The sequence below is a fragment of the Legionella hackeliae genome (genome assembly GCF_000953655.1).
Taxonomy (GTDB): Bacteria; Pseudomonadota; Gammaproteobacteria; order Legionellales; family Legionellaceae; genus Tatlockia; species Tatlockia hackeliae.
In genome coordinates, this window is the sequence record NZ_LN681225.1 from 2255596 (window position 1) to 2278987 (window position 23392).

The window sequence follows — 23392 nt, forward strand, 5'->3', positions numbered from 1 at the left end:
ATTGCTCGGACATCGAAAGGACCTTTCAATGGAGTCTGCCAGGTTGTATAGTCTTAGTAAAACTCTACCACTGACGCTATGTCGTTTCTTTACCGAAAATACTTGATTGAGCCTAACACCTCTCGAATAAGAACATCGATTCTCGTCATCATCACCCTTTTTATTATTCTCATTAGCAATCTCCACAACATCAAAGACTTTATGCATCATCAATATTTCGTCTACGAACAAGACGCTTATATGCACTTAGTCATTGCCTCAGATTTACTCAGACAAGGAGATTGGTATCAACATTTTAACCCACGCCTTAATGCGCCTTTTGGAGCAGACACGCATAGTTGGACATCTGCTATCACGGTTTTATTAGCAAGTGGAGGTCTACTACTTAGCATTTTCATGCCTCTTTCATCCGCTCTTTACAATTGGAGTTTTTGGTTGCCTATTATTTTTTTTGCTATTTCAGCTTGGGCTATGTTGTGGGTTATTAACCCTTTAAAACCGTCTGCTTCCCAGCAATTTTTTGTACTTTTGGCCTTTTTATTTAATCCTTTTATGCACAGTTATTTTATTCCTCTGCGCGTTGATTATGATTTTTTCTTAATTCCCTTAAGCATCATCTACTGGGGATATTTACTACGGTTTATGCAGACAGATAGAATCAGCTTGGCTATAACTACTGCAATTGTGGCTAGTTTGGCCGTGTGGACAAGTATCAGCTTTATGTTGTTATTGTTAATTGGGCTTGGCTTCCTTTTTGGGTTAGCACTAGTTAAACACGAAATTCGCCCTTACTCTGTCGCCGTTTTTTTATTAAGTCTTTGTGTTGGATTTGCAGTGATTATCCTTCTTGAGCATCGTAATTTTTTGACAGTAGCTCATGATGTTATTTCTATTGTTCATCTTATTTTTGTCCTTCTTTTGACGCTAACTTTTTGTTTATATGTGCTACTTTTACAAAATAAAAATAGAGTGACTAAAACTCTCTTTGCGTTCACAGCAGTGCTTGCTCTATTCTTGATGATGAATTTTTTATTTTCGGGATTTTATTTAGGTCCATATAATCATGTCGACGCTTATTTGTTACAGCATTTTTTCCCAACTCTTTCCGAATTTTATTCACCATTTAGTATCGATCCTTCACTGGCACTAGCAATCCTTAGTTATTTTTTAATAGGTGCTGGGTATTGTTACTTTCTCTATCTTCAAAATTCACTTTGCGGGACAAAGCTATTCTTCTTAAGCGCTGCAACGTTCACTATCTTGCTAACAATATACATGTATCGTTGGGTTGAATTTGCAGTTCCGCTGACTATTATTCTTGCGTCTTTTATTCTTCATGAAATAAAACATAGCAGACTGTCTTTTCAACTAATATCAGTGGCAATTCTTAGTGCCCTACCGCTTTTCATTTTCTCACTTAGCAACGATTATTTTGTTGACTCACAACAATTATGCCAACAGCAATTTTATCGAATGCTTCAAGATAAATTTTTAGAGAAGCCTCAATTTAAAAAAGACAACATTATTTTTGTCCATAGTAATTATGGTCCGTTACTGCTTTACTCCACACGATATTCCATCATTGCGACTAACGACCATCACAATCCAGAGGGATTAAAAACCAGCCTGCGCTTTTTTAAAGCGAGTAATGAGGAAGCAAAACAATTAATGCAACAACGAAACGTGGATTTAATATTGATTTGTCCTTTAGAGCAATCCACCGCGTTTAATCCTCAAACAAGCTCCTGGCTTAAAAAAATCCCACTTCCCTCTTCTTATTCTCAATGGCAACTTTATCAACCTAATTAAAGAGCTCACTCCTGGCATCATATTAAGACATGGTGATTATTTGTTTTTTATTCACCAAAATGATATATTTTCTCCCCCAATGACCATATATTGATCAATAAAATGCCATCTATATCAAACTTAACTGAATTTAATCACGCGTTAATTTATGCCTTTGAACCAGAATCATCACCAGCACGCTTATCAGGTTCTGAAACGTTTAAAGATGCTTTGTTCCCTGAAGCTGAGCAACATGAAGACATGTTGCGCGCTTATCTTTATGCCCAAGAAATAATTTTACCATTCATTCGTCAAAATGGGTTTGAAAAAGTAGATGAGAGACTTTTTCTGGAGTGGATTAATACATTGCATGAGTTCATAGGTAAAGCCTTGCTAGCGGCTCATGGAAGAAAATCTGGCGAATATACAAAAGAAGCTGTTCTTCGCTGGCATCAAGGAGCACAAATCGGGTCTGATGTCGCCTTATTTATGTCAAATAAACATCCTAAGTGCAAATCAAAGAGTCAATTTGTTGATTTTCTGGTTGAATCAAAAATTAGCTTTGATGATGCAACAGTTTTTGTGGATCTTCTATACCAAATTAGGGAGTCTTCACTTAAGGCACATCCATCACAGCTGCCTTTTATCGATAAAAAAAGTCCCTACTTAAAAGGAATTACGACCCTTCATAAGCTAATCACTGCTTATCATAGTAAACAACTGTCACCTACAGAAAAAAAAGCCCTTGATAATATCGTTAAAATTTGTTGCTACCCGGAGGACATTCCTCCAGCAATGAAAAATTTTGCAACCGAGACTCTTACTAAGCTACGTACTCTTGATAGGAAGAATTTACCTCAAATAGCCAAATGTCTGGCAGAAACTTTTTATAGATTTACTGAAATTCATCCGTTTGCAAATGCAAATGGACGAACCGGAACCTGTATAATCAATATTTTTCTACGTGCATTTGACTTACCGAGTATATTGCTTCGACATCCAGGTGAAAAAGAAAATGAATCGAGCCTCTATTCTCAAGCCATTGCACAAATTGATAAAACCTTAGAGCCACTAACTGAACTAATCTTAAAGCGCATAAGAGATGCACAAGAAAAACCCTTTGTGGATGAAGAATTAAAGACCGTTATTGCCTTACGTCTAACCTTATCGACTTTGTTACAAAATATTTTAAAAAAATACCCTACGCTGGACATAGATGGCTTGCAAAAGCAGATTAGTCCCATAACTATGTTAGCAATCAGCATAAGCCCAAATAGTAACAAATCTGCCATGATTATTCTTTCGGAGTTGATTCATTTAGCCCGTGAAGAAGAGAAAAAAATGGATGCAGTATTCTCAAAACTCTTTTTACCACAACCTACTGTTTCTGCAACTGAAAAAGAGCAAATTGTGAACGCATTGGAAAAATTAACTGGCTTAACAGGTTGGAAAACGGCTAACAGCAAGTTGATTGTCTGGATTGATTTACCTGATTACTCAGCAAACGAAATTGCAGACATTGTTCTCAACTTGCAATCAACCCAAGCTATTGAGGTTAGTTCTGGAAAAAGAAGCGATAATGGTATTCCATCTATTCAATGTAGAAATATTAATATTGCAAAACTTCTGGAATTAGCTAATACAGGACCTAACAAACTATCTGCTGAGTCCTTAGATAATAATAACAATAATAACTAGGTATAAACGTTCTAAGTGAATTGATCTTAATTAAACCTTGGATAGTCACTCCGTCGATTATCCAAGGTAACTTTTAAAAATTATTGCTTTCTGGCTTAAGTCTTTTTTATGTACAATGCCCGTGACTGTAAAACTCTACCCTCTAATAATGAATCTATCGCCTGGCGCATAATTAATTTGGCTGTTTTGAGTACTGCCACATCATTTAAATGTCCTTGAGATAAGGCTAAAATGTGCTTACCAGACAATCCAGTAATTGCCGGTATAAATCCTTCTTTCGCTATAAATTGATAATTTTTATTCTCATCTATTAACTGCATTGTATTCGCCTCCTCCGTGAATGAGATGGCTTGTCCACACGCAGTCAGTAAAGACCATTCAAAATGTCTTAACAGAACCTCTATCATCAGATTATTAGTCGCATCGACTAATCCATTAAGCGTTTTAAGATAGGTTTCAAAAAGTTCTGGATGGTAATCCAAAGCACTTAGGCTGTAATAAAGTAGTTCATTAAGGTAGAGGCCTGCAAAGAGTGCATTGCCTTTAAGGTCTAAGGTGCGCGATGTTGTTTCAAATTGTCGCACATAATGCCGGTCCCTTTTGATCTCTACAGATAACCAAAGAGGGGTAAATAATTGTAGAACAGCTTGTTTTTTAGGAGAGCGTCCACCCTTGCATAAGCATTTAATGATTCCTTTCTCGCGAGTAAAAAAGGTGACGAGCACACTGGAATCACCAGAGGGACGTTTATGCAAAACCCAAGCCTCAACTAATTCAACCGTCATAGCCTAATTGCTTTAGCGTACGTTCATCATCCGCCCAACCTGTTTTCACTTTGCACCAACATTGCAAGAAAACTTTTTTACCCAATAAGTTTTCCATATCCAGGCGAGCATTGGTTGCCATCTCTTTCAGCTTCTTTCCCTTATCGCCGATAATAATACGCTTATGATTCTCTTTTTCTACCAGAATTAAAGCATGGATACGTACGAGATTACCTTCATCCTTGTAAGACTCAATTTCCACTGTCGTTGCATAAGGTAATTCCTGACCACAAAGGCGAAAAATTTTTTCTCTTAATAATTCTGCACATAAAAATCGGATCGGACGATCGGTAAATTGATCATCTGCAAATAAATGCGGTCCTTCTGGTAAATAAGCCTTTAACGTTTCTTCAAACTCCTCGACTTGTACTCCTGTTTTGGCAGAAAGAGGAATAATTTTGGCAAATTCGTGAAGTCCACTTAGCTGTTCTATAAAAGGCAGCAACTGATCTTTATCTACAATCTTATCCACTTTATTAATTAGCAAAATACAAGGCACTTTAGCCTGCTTAATTAAATGCAGAACATATTCATCCTCTTCAGTCCAATGAGTTCCGTCTACGAGAAATGCAATAACATCGACATCACGCAAAACACTCTTGGCAGTTTTGTTCATCATGCGATTCATCACTTTTTTGGACCCCTGATGAATACCAGGAGTATCGACATAAACGTATTGGTAATCCTCAAGTGTTTGTATCCCTAGAATGCTATGTCTTGTAGTTTGAGGTTTTCGCGAGGTAATACTCAATTTTTGATTTAAAATACGGTTTAGCAGCGTTGATTTACCTACGTTCGGGCGTCCTACTAAAGCAATGTAACCGCAATAACTTGTCATTAATTATCTATTCCTGTTTATTTTTGCATCATTTTAACAGCCAGCCTGCTGGATTGCCAGCAAACCCTATCAATTCTCGTTGCAACAATTCTTTAAGTATTTTGCAATCTAACTTTTCAGATGTCCACTTGCAAACAGACTACAAAGTTTTATAGTCTTCCTAAAGGATGGGCCAATTAAAAGTAGACTATGTTTCCAGTAAAATTAATCAGTGAGCGGCTACAAACTATAGTCCCCCTGCAAATTAAGCCTTATGCCCATGAAGAGATCCCTACTATTACCGGCTCGGCAATCAGCAGTCAGGCTGGCACAGTATTCTATGGTTATTACAACATGGAATATAAATTACCGGGGAACAATCAATTTCCAGGTAATAATTCTCTTCGTATTTTTGCAAACCATAATAAGAAAAATGTGCAGATCTTATTAATAACCGATGACCCACAAAAATTAAAAAATTTGCCGGGGTCTCGACCTTCTTCTTTAGTAGCTAACACAATTAACCAAATCAATCGCTATCGAATACGTTCTGATCATTATCAGAAACCACGTACAAAAGCTCAAATTGCTAAATATCAATTAGCGACAACCTGTATTGATAAATTGTCTCAATTACTAATAGTCGAACGTGAATTATTAAGCAGCGACTGGGCAGGACAAGAGAGATTACGAGAAAACGTTATTGCTATTCTTGAAGAATCACGAGGGGATAATTTATTAATTGCGACACACCCCCTTATCTCAGAGGGAACCCTGGACACAATTATTTATGAAGCTCGTCAAGCTGCTCAACATTATCAATTTAATCGGGTTCATCCAGTAAGCAGAGTAGATCAACTTGATTTTAGCGAAGAAACAGACAATAAAATCTTTGTATGGGACAGCGAATTGCATATTGGGCAGGATGAAGAAAGCTTAAATGATGCGATTAGAATCATTTGCAAAGAATATGGTCTTACACCGCCCGCATCACTCAATAATATTGCCGCCAGTCGTTTTAAGCGTCTGGAAGCATTTTTAAAGAAACTTTGGCTTGATGGCCGTGATTGGATGAATCATTTGGCCTATCCTCAAAAAGCAAGTCCAGAAACGCAAACTGAAACAAGAGTTGATGGGTTATCTATCACGACTATTAAACCCTATTATTGTCTTGATGGTCTTGCTCAAATTGGTTATTCAACTCTAGAAGATTTAGTCTGTGGAATCAGTAAAAATCCCAAAGGAGCACACACAGAAATTACTTCAATTGAAGAGGCAACACGGTGGTTAGTTAGCCGTCCTAATGGAAGCTGGGTACAGCTACCCAGTCAGGTGCTTTTACGGCAAAATGATGACATGGTGATCATTAATTTTTTTAAAGAAGGGAATCTGATTTATCCCCTTCCCACGGGTGAGGATTTATTTACTCTCAGTCAATTGGGAAAACATCATCTTTACTTACCTGAACGTGCAAGCCTGCAATTAAAAGCGTTTTTTTCGCGTTTACCGATTTTCTTTAAACACTTATTTCATAATATCAAACAATTTACACGCGATTTATATCAAGAATTTTTTAAACATATTCATCAAGATCATGAGCCAATCCATAAGACATTACCCTCAAACTCTAAAAAAACTCATCGATTAAGTTACTTACAAGAAGCCTTACATGCTCATGGTTTATTAACAGATGGTTTGACTCTAGAGCAATTTGTTAAAAATGAACTACAAAAAAACAATTATGTTATCGTGCGTGAGAAGCATCGCCCTAGTCCTCCACCCTATGAAAATCCATTACATCGCTTTTTAGGTGTCTTAAGACATATTGGAAGCTTTTTCGTGAATACCAGCGAAAAAAATCCGATCCTCGGTACTTTAGCAATGGCTGCCTATGCTTACGGTGCGGGTGCGGTGATAGCCCCAGAAGCACTCACCTCCCTGCTAACAAAATTACATCTTAACGGACTTATAAAGGGCATACATCCCACTCAAATTTTAGGCAAATGGATGGGCAACGGAGCAACTTCTGAAGCAATTGCTGCGGCTATGACTTATTGGCAAGGTATTGTCGTCGGTGGTGATCTTGATCAATTTTTTATTAAGGCAGTGACTTTAGTTAAAGAAGAACCGGCAGAGGTGGCGATTATTGTTTCTTTAGCCATCACTCTAGGCTATGGTCTTTGTAAAACGATCCCCTCTCTTGAAGACGAAATGGGCCAATTCCCCTATATTAGTTATGCTACATTAGGGGCTAAAGGTGGCGCTGCTATTTATGATACTGTAATGCATCCTGGTGATGATTGGCTCCTTGGCTCAATTAAATGGTTCCTTCGAGGCGCACTTAATTTAGCCAAGCTTATTGGTGGGCCATTTGTCGAGGCTTATTTTTATGGATATAGAAAAGGATTGATCTCAGGTTTAACCAAAAGTCGCCTTCTCTTTGTAAAAACAAGTAAACAATTTTTTGCAGCACTGGCCGACTTCTGTCTGGAAATCATCACTATCCCTTTACTGGAATTAAGTTCTCTATTCCTTCATGTGCCTTTTCGCGGTATTACTAAATTGATCAGTAAAACATTGGCAATTTTTGGCAATTTGCAGGTATTTGGCCAGCTACTCATGGAATTTGCTGCCCGCCCTAATGGCTGGGGTTATTTACCGGGTTTCCGCTTGTCACCTTTATATGGTTTTAGCAATCCATTCGGACATTACGCAGAAAACAAATGGATTAATATTGCATTAAATTCACTGGCTTTCTTATTCTTGCCTCCATTAATGCTTCTTAAAAACTTCGTTATCCTACCTGTCATTGACAGCTTCTCTTTCGGATTGCGTTGCTTACTAACATTCCTTGATCCTGTAATTCGAGGTTTTGCTCATGGCATCGGACTTTTCTTAAAAATTACCGGTATTTTTTGGGACAATTCTCTCGGAGCTTTGTTTAATTTCACCGCGTATGCGATTACTTATATTGCGAATCAATTGGATAATATTGCAGGTTTTATTAAACAAAGGATGATTGCAGCAATACATATTGGGCGTCGTAAACTCTATCATTGGGCATTTACCAAAGAAGAAGAGCAAACTCTACATAAAGTGAATAACGATGTAGAATATCTTCTTGATCCAATGAAATTGGAGAAGTTACCGCATAATTCAACCAGTTGTATTTTGAATAAACTGCTAAATAATGCACCCTATTTTCCAACAGAGAATAATTCTGAACACTCAACACAATTTTCAACCCACCCTAATAGTTCACAAATTAGCATGGAAACAAACGACGAGGTTATCTTTAGACATTCATCTTCCCCTTCACTTTTCTAATTCGCTATGAAAAACGGATTTACCGCCATTGAATTATTACTCGTGCTCGCCATACTAGGTATCTTTATAGGTATTGCTTATCCTGCGTATCAATCTTATCTACTACATGACAGACGCTATGATGGTCAGGTTGCATTGCTCGATTTAGCATCTCAAATGGAGCATTTCTATGCTGAGCGACTGACTTATAAAACTGCAACAATTGGCACAGGAAAAAGCACGGATATAAAAAGCACCAATCTGTCTTCAGAACGATGGTATGTTTTAACAATATTGTCACAGACGAGTGATAGTTTTATTCTACATGCTACTCCTATAAACGCTCAGAAAAGAGACAAAGAATGTCAAACATTCACCCTCGATCATTTGGGAATTAAAGGGATTGCTGCCGGCCCCTACGGCGAGCCTTCTGCTACGACTACACAATGCTGGAAATAATTAAACAACTGAAACTATTTTAGCTCTTTTGGCGCCCATTTTGACTATTGTGTAACCAGTTAAATAGTGTATACTTAAGTATTGATTTCACTTGAGGGTTTGTCATGGCTAACAGCACGAAAGTTGATTCTACAGACGCATTATCTGGAAAGCGCTCTGATATCAATAAAGAACTCGATCAAAAACACACAGCCATACCCACCCCCCCCACAAAATCTCAGCAGGAATCTAATGAATCTATTGCGCTTACAACTAAAGAGAATAAAGTCATTAGTTTAACCGCTTCTCAGTTAGAAAAATGGTTTGCAAATCTCGAAACCAGCAGAACACAGAAAGTGAAGAACGACAACCCTGTATCTCACGTCAATGATCCTGAGCTTGCAACAATCTACCTGAGTCGTTATGGCCTTAAGACCTCTAAAGATGTCATTACTTTTTTGAAATCACCAGCAGGGCATGATGTTATAACGATGATTGGCAAACAACTGGCAGAAATTGAATCTATAAGAGAAGCCATTCAACTTGAACAAAGAGACCATCAAATTAGAAGAGGTCGCGCTCTGGCAGCCTTACTTCTAGGTTTGCTTTATGAAAGAGAAGCTAAAGCTAAAGAAAAAAATGCAGAGATACAAAAAGGTATCGACAAAAAATTACATAAACCATCAGCCACTGCAATGAATGCAGCCGAAGATATGGCGGCAGCAGAGGCTCAGCACGCCGCTTACACTGAATCTATCAATGCATTACAGAATACACTCTCTGACAAACTCAAAGAATCCGAGAAACTCGAGGAAGAATTAGAGTTAGCGATGCAAAAACTTGATGAAGAAGATGCAATCATTACCAGTCGTTACGGTATATTTGACCATCATCTTGATGCTCTTGATCAATACGAATTACTTTTAAAAGCATTTGAGATGTCTCCTGAGCAGCGAACTCAAACATTGACAACTTTGCAACAACAAATCACCTGGTTACAAGAACAAGTTGCGTTATCAAAGGATGAGCATCTTACACAGCGATTGGTAACCTTACAAACGACCTACTCTATTCTTGAGAAACAAACTGAGACCCCAGAATCTACAGTCGGACACTTGGAAAATAAACTTAAAGGATTTAAAAAGACCCTTAAAACACAAGCCGCTCAAATTGGACGATTAATCGAGGCAGGAAAAGATGATGAGGCAAGAGAATTGCTTCATGAGCATAATGGATTACATGTCCAATACGAAGGCCTTAAAGACATGATCTCTGTTTTAAAAGGAGAAAAGAAACTTTGGAATTTAAATGGCCAGCCCATGTCACCTTTTACAGATTTTGGTGAATCTGCATTTATTCTTTCTAAAGATGAATCAATTGTATTCCATAATGGTAAACATTATTTGTTGCCCAAGGATCAATCCCCCGAAAATTTCCCGTTTATGTCTCAAGAAGAGCAAGACAAAGCTCAAGTACGATTTGAACGAGCAAAACCCAGTATTTCTTCTTTAAAGACGCTTGTACACCATAATAAAGGTCTTGAAGTCGGTCTACAGACTCAGAAGAGAGAGAATATCACTGCACGCAGCGAAGCAATGCAGCAAGAAATCCTCCTCCTCTCCAATCAGCTCACAAAGCTTCAGGCTGCCCGAGCAGATTTGGAAGTCTTAATGAATCAACTGAGAAAAGAAGCCCCAGAAATGGCTAAGTCTTTGACCCCAGTTCCTACTCCACAACCCAGCAGTAAGACCAGTACAAATGTTGTAACGCAAAGTTATAGGCATATTCTCCTATTGATGAAGTCAAATCCGACACAACAATCCGTGTCACGATTAGAATCTATTTTCAGAAGACCTGATGGTACTGTCGACCCGTCAACTCAAGCCCTTTTGGCAAATATACGCTACGGCCGTCCAATGCCGCAACAAACTATAAACAATTTATTAAAGAATATGGAACGTCTGGGTATCTCTGCATACAAACCAGGCGTAACCTCAATTCCTCGCCCACAGGAAACAGCACATGATGACTATGTCTCATCGGCGCCTAATCCATTTTCTACGACTCTCTCTCCATTTCAAAAACGTTAATCAACACTTGCTAAGCGGCCTCAACTCTTCTAACATTGACAGATATTGCGGCCGTTAGCGAATGAATCATGATGACTGACAAATTGTTTGATAATCAATCAATTATTATAACTTTAGATGTTGATGCTTTTTTGTTTGACAGACTCAAACAAATTGCTCGAGTAGGCTTTGCTGTTGTTGAAATTAATACCAGCGAGCAAGAGATCCTAAAAAAAGTATTAAATGATTTTCCCGCCCTGCGTATTGGTGCTGGAAATATCACGTCAACACAACAACTAGAAGACAGTTATCAAGCCGGTGTTCACTTTGCTTCTAGTCCAGGCTTTTTACCAGCCATTGCGCAAACGGCAGCCATTTATTCAATGAATTATCTTCCAGGGATTGCCACCATTTCTGAAGCCATGCAAGTAATGGCACTAGGATATCACCAGGCAAGGCCCTACCCCGCAAACTTGGCAATTTGTGCCTCATTGAACAAATGCTTACCGATGCTCAGGTTATTCCCGGCAGAAGTCGAATGGGACGAGGCAGAGCATTACTTAAGTTTACCGGCGGTAGCAGCTGTCAGTATTTTAAATCCTGAGAGCAAACAACTTCAGGCTTTATCGACTGGTGTTCTTGCATAAATCCACCAGTAACAAAAAAGCACCAACGCAAATGGCACTATCTGCAAGATTGAAAACAGGCCAATGGTGGTTTTTGTAGTAGAGATCGATAAAATCCGTTACTTGCCCCAAGATGGCTCTATCGTACAAATTCCCTACTGCACCACCGAGAATAAGACCAACAGCACAAGATTGCAGCCTGGCTTTTACTGGTAAGCGAATTAGCCAGACTATTAAGAAAATACTCATTAACACACTAAAACCTGCGAAAAACCAACGATGCCAATCACCAGTACCGCTTAAAAAACTAAAAGCAGCTCCCGAATTAAAGGCTAAGGTAAAGTTCAACATTGGAAGTAAAGCCTTTGGTTGGTAAGGGATTAGATTTGTGGCAGCCCAATACTTTGTCCATTGATCAGCAACAACGATTCCAATACTTAATAAAAACCAAGGCCATTTTCTCATGCGTAATGTCTCACTTCATCATGTCCACTAATATTTCCCACACAGCGCTGGCACAATGTTGGGTGATTAGTGTCATACCCAACATCCTCACGTCTATGCCAACAACGCTCACACTTCTCATGTTCACTGGGATGCACAACAATTGCAACCCCTAACTCAGAGTCAATTTCCAGCGGGGTAGGACAATTTCCTAAACGCTCCACTTTGGCCGCAGAGGTTATCAAAATAAATCTTAACTCATCCCCTAATTTATTAAGTAGAGATAAGGTTTCATCATTTGCATAAATAGTTACCTCGGCAGCCAAAGCAGAACCGATGACACCTTCTTTACGCTGATTCTCCAAAGCTTTATTTACTTCATCGCGAATGTCCTGCAAACGCTGCCAAAACGCCATGTCCATATCAGCAATCATTGGCCACTCTTTATACCAACGCTCTTCAAATACGGAACTACTTGTTTTTCCTGGAATAACTTGCCAAATTTCCTCTGCTGTAAACGACAAAATGGGGGCCAACCAGCGGGTCAAAGCATGAATAATATGAAACATTGCCGTCTGACAAGAGCGTCGGGCAATACTATTTGTGGCTGTCGTGTATTGGCGATCTTTAATGACATCCAGATAAAAGCTTCCCATATCCACGGCGCAGAAATTATGAATTTTTTGATAAATCACATGGAAATGATAATTTTTGTAGGCGTCCAGTATCTCTTCTTGTAATTGCTGGGTACGCTTAATAGCCCAACGATCCAGTTCAACCAATTGACTGGTTTCAACACGATGTTCGTCGGGAGTGAAATCAAATAAATTCGCTAATAAAAATCGCGCTGTATTACGAATACGTCGATAAGCATCTGAATTGCGTTTGATAATTTCTTCGGAAATACTGACTTCATGACGATAGTCAGTGGAAGAAACCCATAGTCGTAAAATGTCAGCTCCATGCTGATTAATTAGCTTATCTAAAGCAACATAGTTTCCTTTGGATTTTGACAGTTTTCGTCCTTCCGCATCTACTGTGTATCCATGGGTGAGCACATTCTTATAGGGTGCATGTCCATAAATGGCCACAGCCGTAGTCAATGATGAATTAAACCAACCGCGATGTTGATCAGAGCCTTCCAAATAGATCTCGGCAGGAATCCCCAGTTCAGCATTTTGCTTTAACACACAATAGTGAGACACTCCTGAATCAAACCATACATCTAGTGTATCGGTTATCTTTTCATAATGTTCAGCGTCATTGCCTAAGAACTCGTCAGTATTCAAATCAAACCAGGCATCAATACCCTTTTGCTCTACTTTTGCAGCAATTTTCTCAATAAGCTCAACCGAGGCAGGATGTAACTCACGTGTATTTTTATGGACAAACAAGGTCATTGGAGTACCCCAGGCTCTCTGCCGCGAAATACACCAATCAGGACGTGTTTCCACCATATTGGCAATACGAGCTTTCCCCCAATCTGGTACCCAATTTACTTCGTTAATCACAGTTGAGATCGCCTTTCGTAACCCATTTTTATCCATCGCAATAAACCACTGTGGCGTTGCAAGAAAAATCATCGGTGTTTTATGCCGCCAACAATGAGGGTAGCTATGACGAATTGATTCATTGTGTAAAAGTACATGACGCTCATTCAAAACATCGATAACTTTATCGTTGGCTTTCGAGACAGGAAGACCGGCAAACAAGGGAACATCCTGGCTATAGCAACCATTCGTTAAGACAGGATTAATCAAGGGTAAGTCATAAGCCAAGCCTACCTGATAATCATCAGGGCCATGGGCAGGTGCTGTATGAACACAGCCTGTACCCGCTTCAATTGTTACATGCTCTCCTAAAATAATAGGAACCTGTCTTTCATTAAAAGGATGTTGTAGAGGAATCCTTTCAAAATGCTTACCTTTTGTGTGTCCGATTAGCTTGTAATTTTCAATTCCATAACGCTTCATTACTGACTCAGCAAGTTCTGCTGCAACCAGGAAATAGTGTTCATTGGTATCTATCAATACATACTCAATCTCAGGATGCAAGCAAACAGCTTCATTAGCTGGTAAAGTCCATGGCGTTGTGGTCCAGATAGGTACTATGGTGGGTTTAATAGCCAAATCATGCGATAGTTTGCTTAGAATCTCTTCAGGATTGATTGCTGAAAAAGCCACATCAATCGAAGGGGAGGTTTTATCCTCATAGTCGACTTCGGCTTCAGCAAGTGCAGAACCACAGTCAACACACCAATGAACAGGTTTAAAACCTTGCTGCAAGTGCCCATTTTCGATCACTTTTCCTAAAGCCCGAATGATGTTGGCTTCATAAGAATAATCCATGGTAGCATAAGGATGTGCCCAATCACCAAAAACGCCTAGGCGTTTAAATTCGTCACGTTGAATATCAATTTGGCTGGCAGCATATTCACGACATTTTAATCGAAACTCTTTAGCGCTTACTTTTACACCCGCTTTACCTATCTTTTTCTCCACATTAAGTTCAATAGGCAAGCCGTGGCAATCCCAACCCGGAACAAAAGGTGTGTCAAAACCACTAAAATTTTTCGATTTATTAATGATATCTTTCAAAATTTTGTTAAGGGCATGCCCACAATGTAAATGACCATTAGCATAAGGAGGACCATCATGAAGAACGAATCGCTCGCATCCTTCATGTGCTTGTCTAATCTTTTTATAGATATCCTTAGACTCCCACTCAGCCAACATTTGAGGTTCCCGCTGAGCAAGATTAGCTTTCATCGGAAACGTTGTATCGGGTAAATTTAAGGTATCTTTATACTCTGCCATTTCATCTACTCTGTTAAAAGCGTTAAATTTGAATTAGGTTTGGACCAGCAAAAAATTCTTTAGCAGCATTAATATCATTATGAATTTGCTTTATCAAAGCATCTACTGAAGAAAATTTAATCTCATCTCGTAATTTGTGCAAGAAAAATACTTGCAACATCTCTCCATACAAACTTTCATCAAAATCAAAAAGGTGCACTTCCAAGACATTTTTAGTTCCGTCAACAGTAGGTCTACTCCCAAGGTTTGCCACGCCTTTCAACCATGCCCCTTTTCTTTTGACTTGAATACAAAACACTCCCTTTAAGGGCAAAGCAAGCCTTTGTGTACTCAAATTAGCGGTGGGTATCCCCCACTGCTTGCCACGCCCATCCCCTTTAATGACTCGCCCACAAAGACTATAGGTTCTGCCTAAAAGTGAAGACGCATAATTTAACTTGCCGCTGGCTAGTGCTTCTCTAATTTTTGTGGAGCTTACTCTGTCTCCATTGATAGAAACCGCAGGAAATACATCAATCCGAGCCATTTGTTCCTGAGCGATTCTTTGAATCAAGTGAATATCACCCTGTCGCTGTCTGCCAAAGCGAAAATCCTCACCCACCAATAAGTACTTAACTTTTAGTAAGGAGAAAAAATAATGTCTCGCAAAATCCTCAGCTTCCATCAAAGCCAGTTTATTATTAAATTTAAGACAACAGACATAATCGACATTGCAGCGCTTGAGTACTTCTAATTTTTCGCGAAGGGTTGCCAATCTTGCTGGCGCTTGTGAACTACGAAAAAACTCACCGGGTTGTGGCTCAAATAACACAACCACCAAGGGTAATTGCATCCGGTCAGCTTGCAAGCGTAACTTTGCTAATAGCGCTTGATGACCACGATGCACTCCATCGAAGTTGCCAATCGTTGCAACAGTGCCTTGTGAAAAATAAGGAATGTTCTCTAACCCACGTAGCAGCTTCATTCATTATCAATAATAAAAAGAAAAGATTATACCGAGTTTACAAACAGATTGCGAAACTAATCTAGAATTATTCGTTAAAGCTATATGATATTTTTTTACGGGCGCCTTCCTGGCAGCAGTTCATTTAAATACTGATAGTCTTGCCTGGTATCTTGCGATTGATGATAGCCAAAAAGGTGACTGATAAAACGCTTAATCTGATTAAGAACAGACTCATCGCAAATCTTATCCATCTTCTTAGAAATTGTAGCTTGTATATGTGATAATATTTGTCTTGGCGACGATTTTTCAAGCTGTTGCAACTGCGTTTTTAATTCAAAGATCCCTTGTGGCACAGCAATAGATTGATTTTTATGCATCAATTTATGGCGAGATCCAAAATAACCCAATGACCAAGGAATAGTTTTCATTTGGATAGAGGTGTTTAGTTTTTTCTCAAGATATTCGGAAATTTTTACTAGCAATTGACGAATACTTTCATTTTCTTGATTATCAATAAATAACTTATCGGACTCCAGATCAACCAATTTCCTAAATGAGCCATACACAGTTGCAGCCTCAAGCGTATATTCGCGCGATGTTAAGACTGTTGTGAACGCTTTAACCAGCTCAGGGTCTTGGTGAGTAAGAAGTGGCAATTGTGAGTTAGCAATTTTGGCTGCAAACTCAGGGATCCTAGCCACAAGAAGTGCGGCCGCTTTGTTACTTTTCGTCTCTTCAAACAACTGATCTGCATTTAATGAGTGGAGAGTTGCTATTAATTGCTTCTCTGCTAATTGCGTTTCTAAACTTTGAATGTATTTACGTTGTCGACCTATCTCATTATTCATTCGCATACAAAGATCAGTTCCATCCTCGCCAAACTTTTTGGCTTGTACAGATTGAGCGCCAACAAAAGCTATTTGTTCGTTAACTTCTTTAATCGTTTCGCGATGTAACTGCTCGAAAGTAGTGAGATTATTTGCATCATCAAATTTAACTCTTTGTCTTGCTCTAAAAAAACCACAATCCAATGTATAGGTTCGAAATTTGTTTTCTAAGTCTCTCAAACTAATCCCGGGACTCTCTACATTCTCAGTTTTTGCTTGCATGGATTTTTATCATCAGACAACATGGCAACATTATATACAAATAAATTAATTTGTCATCAGAAATCGTGTTATCTCACTAAGAGAAAACGGTAATTTTATTCTCCAGTGTCTCTTGTCAATCGCCGATGAATCACCACAAAGAATACCGGCACAAAGAAAATAGCTAAGATAGTTGCAGTCAGCATTCCACCTGCAACTCCGGTACCTACTGCATTTTGCGCGCCAGAGCCTGCACCACTACTCACAACCAAAGGTAAAACCCCAAAGATAAATGCCATGGACGTCATTAAAATTGGACGCAAACGCATCCTCGATGCTTCCAGTGTGGCCTCGATAAGTCCTTTCTTTTCCTTTTCCATGAGATCCTTTGCAAACTCGACAATCAAGATCGCGTTTTTGGCGGCTAAACCAATCGTTGTTAAAAGACCTACCTGAAAATAAACATCATTGTTCAAACCACGGAGGTAAGTGGCCAGTAATGCGCCAATTACTCCTAAAGGTACAACCAACATCACTGAAAAGGGAATCGACCAACTTTCATATAACGCTGCCAGGCAAAGAAAAACGACAATTAATGAAATTGTATAAAGCATTGGGGCTTGGGCACCTGATAATCGTTCTTGAAAAGACATCCCTGTCCAATCGTAACCTATGCCCTGTGGTAGTTTCGAGGCCAATTTTTCCATCAAATTCATCGCTTCCCCTGTACTTTTCCCTGGGGCAGCTTCACCCAGAATTTCCATTGAGGGTAATCCGTTATAACGTTCAAGGCGTGGTGAGCCAAATGTCCAGCTTGTCTCTGTGAATGCCGAGAAAGGGACCATTTGTCCGTCACGCCCGCGGATATACCAGGTTTTGATATCATTGGGTAGCATTCGAAATCTGGCATCTGCTTGAACATATACCTTTTTTACTCGCCCTCTATCAATAAAATCATTGACATAAGTACTCCCTAAATTGGTTGAGATAGCTTGATTAATATCAGAAATAGAAACCCCCAGTGTTTCTGCTTTTTCCTGATCAATTTTGAGTTTAAATTGAGGTGAATCTTCAAGGCCGTTAGGTCTTACGCGAATTAAAGTATCTGGATAATCTGTTATCATCCCCAGGAGCTGATTTCGAGCCTCTGTTAATTTTTCATGGCCTAAATTTGCCCTATCAATAAGTTCGAAATCAAAACCTGTTGCTGTTCCCATTTCAATAATTGCTGGTAAATTAAAAGGAAAAACCAATCCATCTTTGATTTGTGAAAAAGATTGTGTGGCTCTCGCTATAATGCTGCCTACTTTATTTTCATCACCTTGACGCTCTTCCCAGTCTTTTAATGTGACGAAAGCAATCCCGTTATTTTGTCCTTGTCCATTAAAACCAAAACCAACCACAGTAAATACTGAAATGACATTGTCTTTTTCCTGAGTAAGGTAATACTCGGTAATTTTATCGGCAACTTTTTGTGTCCGCTGTTGCGTAGCCCCAGGAGGTAATTGAATCATTGTTAATAACATCCCCTGATCTTCTTCGGGTAGAAATGAAGAGGGCAATGTTAAAAATAAATACCCTACCCCCAAAATTATCACCAAATAAATAATTAAATAACGCCCAGTTTGGAACAGAATTTTCTGAACTGCATTATGGTAACCATGCACGGCTCGTTCAAAATTGCGATTAAACCATCCAAAAAATCCTTTTCGATGACTTATTTCACCTTCGGAAATGGGTTTTAATAAGGTTGCACACAATGCAGGAGTTAATATTAATGCAACGAGAACGGATAAAATCATTGCAGAGACAATAGTAATTGAAAATTGACGGTAAATTGCCCCCGTTGAGCCCCCAAAAAAAGCCATGGGTATAAACACTGCAGACAATACCGTAGCAATTCCTACTAATGCACCTTGGATTTGTCCCATAGAACGACGTGTCGCCTCCCTGGGATTTAACTTCTCCTCTACAATGACACGCTCAACGTTTTCAATAACAACGATGGCATCGTCAACCAATAATCCTATCGCCAACACCATACCAAACATGGTTAGTGTGTTGATAGTAAATCCGAAAACCGACAGAACGGCAAAGGTTCCTAACAATACAACAGGTATTGCAATTGTTGGAATCAACGTCGCGCGAATGTTTTGAAGAAAAAGATACATCACTAAAAAAACAAGGATAATTGCTTCGAAAAGCGTTTTTACCACTTCTTTAATCGATAGCTTTACGAAAGGTGTGGTGTCGTAGGGATAGACTATTTTAAAACTTTTGGGGAAATAAGGGGCCATTTCCGCAATTTCTTGTTTAATCGCATTCGCTGTTTCAATAGCATTGGCGCCCACAACAAGTTTTACCCCTAGACCAGCAGCGGGTCTGCCATTGTAACTGGAAATAGTCGAATAATTTTCTCCGCCCAATTCTATCCGTGCAACATCTCGTAAGCGAACAATGGAACCATCTTTGTTCACTTTAAGTAAAATATTACCGAATTCCTCAGGGGTTTTTAAACGCGTTTGCGCAATAATAGGCGCATTAAGTTGTTGACCTTTTACTGAAGGAGTTCCACCTAATTGACCTGCTGCAACTTGATTATTCTGCGCTTGAATTGCAAGAAGCACATCAGAGGGTATTAACTGAAAATTATTTAATTTATGCGGGTCGAGCCAGACGCGCATCGCGTATTGAGCCCCAAATAATTCCACATCACCGACACCATTAAGACGACTCACAGGATCTTGAATACTTGAAGCCACGTAATCTGCAAGATCATATTGATCCATACTACCGTCTTCAGAAATTGCCCCAATGACTAACAGGTAACTACTACTTGATTTTTTGACATTAATACCTTGTGTCTGCACTTCTTGCGGGAGTCTTGGCATTGCTAACTGTAATTTATTTTGTACCTGCACCTGAGCAATGTCAGGATCAGCACTGGCATCGAAAGTGAGTGTAATAGTCACAGTACCAGAGGAATCACTTTGAGCAGACATATACATTAATTTATCAAGGCCACTCATGTTTTGTTCAATAACCTGGGTTACTGTGTTTTCAACCGTAGCAGCATCAGCACCTGGATAAGTTGCCTGAATTTCAATAGCCGGCGGAGCAACGCTTGGGTATTGAGCGATGGGTAAATTAAAAATGGCAATAAATCCTGCTAAACTCACAAGAATTGCTAGAACCCATGCAAAAATAGGCCTGTCTATAAAAAAATTAGACATCTGTTAATATACCTTTTTTTTATCCTATTTACCGGAAAAGCTTAAGTTTTTTCATCAGCTTTTACCTCAATGAATTTGACTGTCATACCCGGTCTAACTTTCATATGTCCGGATACAATAATCTTGTCTCCTGCTTTTAAGCCACTGGTAACAAGCCATTTATCACCAACAGCCTGTACTGCTTTAACTTCCCGCAGAACAACTTTATTGTTTGCATCAACCACCAAGGCAGTGGCTTCACCGCGTGGATTGCGGGTGATGCCTTGTTGTGGAGCAAGAATTGCTTTCTCTTTGGTGCCTTCTTTTAATCGAGCACGAACAAACATTCCGGGTAAAAGGATATGATCAGGATTTGGAAAAATGGCGCGAACAGTAATTGCCCCTGTAGTCTCATCAACTGTCACATCTGAAAATTCCAATTCCCCCTGTTGATTATAGAGAGTACCGTCTTCTAAAATTAATTCGACTGCTATATTTTTTGTACTTTTTTTATAAAAACCTTGATCATATTCACGTCTCAATCGTAAAAAATCTCTACTTGATTGAGTCACATCAACATATATTGGATCAAGTTGTTGGACAGTAGATAATGGTGTGGTTTGATTTTCAGTAACCAAAGCTCCCTCTGTTACAGACGACTTACCAATACGTCCACTAATCGGAGAAATCACCTTGGTGTAAATCAGATTAATATGAGCAGTTTTTAACGATGCTTTGGCCGCCACAACTGTAGCATCTGCCTGCTTTGCATTAGCAACAGCTGTATCATAATCCTGATGGCTTACAAAATTTGTACCTAATAGTGGCTTATATCGTTTTACTGTCAGATGATTAATTTCAGCAGTAGCCTCTGCTTTAGCCAAATCGCCTTTGGCACTGTCATAGGCGGCTTGATAAGGAGCGGGATCAATTTGATAGAGGGATTGCCCCTCTTTAACATCACTTCCTTCAACAAACTGCCGTTTTAATATAATACCACTGACTTGAGGTCTTACTTCAGCCACACGATAAGGGCGAGTGCGTCCAGGCAAGACTGTAGTCAAAACAAAGGGCTCTTCTTTTAGAGTCATTATTCCAACCTCAGGCGTGTCCTGAGGTGCTTCTTTTTTATCGCCACAGTTAGAAAGTAGAAGCGTTGAAAGTATCAATAAGGCTCCAAGTGTACTGCTTTTCTTTTTCATAGCTTCAAATATTCCTGTAGGCACCAAACCATCTTGCAGATAAAATATCTTTTTACTATAGCACTAGAACACAAGCAATTTGGAGTGTAATTCCTTTGATATTAATAAATGAAAAAAATTACAGTTGCTATCCACAGCAAGAGCAATTAATTTGTTCTCTATATCACCCATTAAAACGGGATCGGAGTTCTAGAACATGGAAAATGCATTAATTTGCCTTACATTTTTATTTTTACTCGTTATTGCAGAAATGATTAGGCGGTTAATTCCTTCACTACCAGCCCCACTCATCCAGATAAGCATTGGTGCTTTAATTGGTTTTTTTTTCCCAGGCTCCCAAGTCGAATTTAATCCAGAGCTCTTTATGCTGTTGTTTATCCCTCCACTTCTTTTTATTGATAGTTGGCGTTTTCCCAAGCGAGAATTTTTATCCAATACCAGACCCATCATTATGTTATCTATTGGCCTGGTTTTTTTTACAGTCATTGGAATGGGATATTTTATTCATTGGTTAATTCCATTGATACCCTTGCCTGCCTCATTTGCATTGGCAGCCGCTCTTTCCCCTACAGATGCAGTCGCGCTGCGATCTCTTGCTGCCAACGCACCTATTCCTGAGCGAATACTTCACATTCTACAAGGTGAGGCTCTTTTAAATGACGCCTCTGGACTTGTTTCCTTTAAATTCGCAGTCACTGCTATGCTTACCGGTGTTTTTTCATTCACCAATGTGGGCTTTAGTTTATTACTCATTGGTTTGGGCGGGCTTGCCATTGGGGCGCTAATGACTTATCTGTTTATCATTCTTTTGGGGCGGCTTAACATTGGTCACCCCCAAGAAACAGCTGCAGAGAATCTTTTAATTATTCTTTTACCATTTACTGCCTATCTTGTTGCAGAAAAATTTGAAGTGTCAGGAATACTAGCTGCGGTAGCAGCAGGATTTACTATTGATAACGCGGGTTTTTTGGATAGAACACTTGCCACAATGAGGATCGAAGGTCATTTTGTTCGTGGAATGATTGAAACCATTTTAAACGGCGCCATATTTATTCTTTTAGGGATATATATCGCAAATTCTTATGACTTATTATCCCACACAGGTAGCAGTTTTCCTCACTGCGCTTTCATTGTTTTTGTTCTCACTTTTTCCATTATTGCCTTACGTTTTGCATGGATTTATTTAACTTTGCCTTTTGAAGCACTAATTGCTCGCCATCGTCACAAAGCCTGGCATCGTCCTCACTTACGTGTCATTGCTGTAATATCACTGGGTGGCGTGCGCGGAGCAATAGCCCTGGCAGCAATTCTCTCGCTGCCAACCTTAATGCCCGATGGCGCACCCTTTCCTGAGCATGATTTATTAATAACAATAGCAGTGGGCGTAATTCTTTGTTCTTTATTGGTCAGTATGGTAATACTTCCGTTACTTCTACCCGGATTAAAAGAATTAATTAAAAACTCACCGAATGATGAAGAGAAAGAAGCGATTGTTTCTGCAGTAGATGCCGGTATTAAAGCCATTGAAAAAAAGATGGATAAGTTATGCGAAACAATGAATGAATCGGAAGCCGACATCTGTAAGCAAGTGGGAAATACTATCCTGGCGACACTCAATCAATTCCTCGCATCGAATATTGCTGTAGAAGCGGAAAGCGACTCTAATAAATTAGCCTTGGAGATTGAATTGGAGTTACGCTTAGCAGGTTTAGAAGGGGCACGTCAGGAATTACGCGCGTTAAGAAAAAGTGGGAAAATAAATAATACCACGATGATGTCACTTATTGGCAGGCTTGATTTAAGACAAATCTCGCTAGTGAATAGTAATCGAACTGGTAATAAAACCAGCAAAATCTAAGGTCTGTTCAATACACTATAAAATATCAATATGCCGCAGTTTATCCACAATATCCCTGGATACCGCGGACGAGCCGCGGCACGTGGACTAAATGGATTTCGCGACTAGCCAGGGCCTCTTGAGAATCCCCTAGATTACCGACATGCCGTGATTTATCCACGGTATCCCTGGGATACCACGACAGGCAAGGGACATGGCTTCAAGATGAAATATCAATACACCCTGATTGCTGAAAACAATAATAATCTAATAACTCTTGT

At 39.3% G+C, this 23392-nt stretch carries 15 protein-coding genes; 7 read left to right on the forward strand and 8 right to left on the reverse strand.

What is annotated here, in order from left to right:
- The first annotated feature begins 102 nt into the window (after positions 1-102).
- Together LHA_RS09985 and LHA_RS09990 are read left to right on the forward strand one after the other, a co-directional pair.
- Positions 103-1809 carry a glycosyltransferase family protein gene (locus LHA_RS09985; RefSeq protein WP_231861897.1) on the forward strand — a complete coding sequence of 569 codons (1707 nt, stop codon included), beginning with the start codon at positions 103-105 and terminating at the stop codon, positions 1807-1809.
- Positions 1810-1911: 102 nt separating this feature from the next.
- A complete protein-coding gene (locus LHA_RS09990) occupies positions 1912-3486 on the forward strand; it encodes a Fic family protein (protein WP_045106412.1) in 1575 nt (524 codons plus the stop codon).
- A gap of 95 nt (positions 3487-3581) precedes the next feature.
- Here the strand turns inward: LHA_RS09990 and recO are convergent, their stop codons facing one another.
- Together recO and era are read right to left on the reverse strand one after the other, a co-directional pair.
- Positions 3582-4271 carry a DNA repair protein RecO gene (gene recO, locus LHA_RS09995; protein WP_045106413.1) on the reverse strand — a complete coding sequence of 230 codons (690 nt, stop codon included), beginning with the start codon at positions 4269-4271 and terminating at the stop codon, positions 3582-3584.
- Positions 4261-5148, reverse strand: coding sequence for a GTPase Era (era, locus tag LHA_RS10000; protein WP_045106414.1), 888 nt, complete (start codon positions 5146-5148; stop codon positions 4261-4263). Before era ends, recO begins: the two co-directional genes overlap by 11 nt.
- A 189-nt stretch (positions 5149-5337) precedes the next feature.
- Here era and LHA_RS10005 point away from each other — a divergent pair, with 189 nt between their 5' ends.
- From LHA_RS10005 to LHA_RS10020, 4 genes are all read left to right on the forward strand, one after another.
- Positions 5338-8454 carry a hypothetical protein gene (locus LHA_RS10005; protein WP_052673674.1) on the forward strand — a complete coding sequence of 1039 codons (3117 nt, stop codon included), beginning with the start codon at positions 5338-5340 and terminating at the stop codon, positions 8452-8454.
- Between the two features lie 6 nt (positions 8455-8460).
- Positions 8461-8892 (forward strand): type IV pilin protein, encoded by a 432-nt coding sequence (locus LHA_RS10010; protein WP_045106415.1) that lies wholly within the window; start codon positions 8461-8463, stop codon positions 8890-8892.
- 104 nt (positions 8893-8996) lie between these two features.
- A complete protein-coding gene (locus tag LHA_RS10015; protein ID WP_045106416.1) occupies positions 8997-10961 on the forward strand; it encodes a hypothetical protein in 1965 nt (654 codons plus the stop codon).
- Positions 10962-11029: 68 nt separating this feature from the next.
- The gene (locus LHA_RS10020) at positions 11030-11587 is read left to right on the forward strand and encodes a multidrug DMT transporter permease (protein ID WP_045106417.1); all 558 of its coding nucleotides are present in this window, start codon (positions 11030-11032) and stop codon (positions 11585-11587) included.
- Here the strand turns inward: LHA_RS10020 and lspA are convergent.
- The 6 genes from lspA to LHA_RS10050 all read right to left on the reverse strand — a co-directional run bounded on the left by lspA (position 11564) and on the right by LHA_RS10050 (position 21274).
- Positions 11564-12031 carry a signal peptidase II gene (gene lspA / locus LHA_RS10025; RefSeq protein WP_045106418.1) on the reverse strand — a complete coding sequence of 156 codons (468 nt, stop codon included), beginning with the start codon at positions 12029-12031 and terminating at the stop codon, positions 11564-11566. The two genes, LHA_RS10020 and lspA, sit on opposite strands and share 24 nt — an antisense overlap.
- The gene (gene ileS / locus LHA_RS10030) at positions 12028-14826 is read right to left on the reverse strand and encodes an isoleucine--tRNA ligase (RefSeq protein WP_045106419.1); all 2799 of its coding nucleotides are present in this window, start codon (positions 14824-14826) and stop codon (positions 12028-12030) included. Before ileS ends, lspA begins: the two co-directional genes overlap by 4 nt.
- A gap of 22 nt (positions 14827-14848) precedes the next feature.
- Positions 14849-15790 (reverse strand): bifunctional riboflavin kinase/FAD synthetase, encoded by a 942-nt coding sequence (gene ribF / locus LHA_RS10035; protein ID WP_045106420.1) that lies wholly within the window; start codon positions 15788-15790, stop codon positions 14849-14851.
- A 95-nt stretch (positions 15791-15885) separates the two neighbouring features.
- Entirely contained in the window at positions 15886-16881 is a 996-nt protein-coding gene (locus tag LHA_RS10040; protein ID WP_045106421.1) for a hypothetical protein, read from the reverse strand.
- A 95-nt stretch (positions 16882-16976) separates the two neighbouring features.
- Positions 16977-20093, reverse strand: a complete 3117-nt coding sequence (locus LHA_RS10045; protein ID WP_045106422.1) for an efflux RND transporter permease subunit — start codon at positions 20091-20093, stop codon at positions 16977-16979.
- Between the two features lie 41 nt (positions 20094-20134).
- Positions 20135-21274, reverse strand: coding sequence for an efflux RND transporter periplasmic adaptor subunit (locus LHA_RS10050; protein WP_045106423.1), 1140 nt, complete (start codon positions 21272-21274; stop codon positions 20135-20137).
- 196 nt (positions 21275-21470) lie between these two features.
- Between LHA_RS10050 and LHA_RS10055 the strand changes: the two genes are divergently transcribed.
- The gene (locus tag LHA_RS10055; protein WP_045106424.1) at positions 21471-23132 is read left to right on the forward strand and encodes a Na+/H+ antiporter; all 1662 of its coding nucleotides are present in this window, start codon (positions 21471-21473) and stop codon (positions 23130-23132) included.
- Positions 23133-23392: the final 260 nt, after the last annotated feature.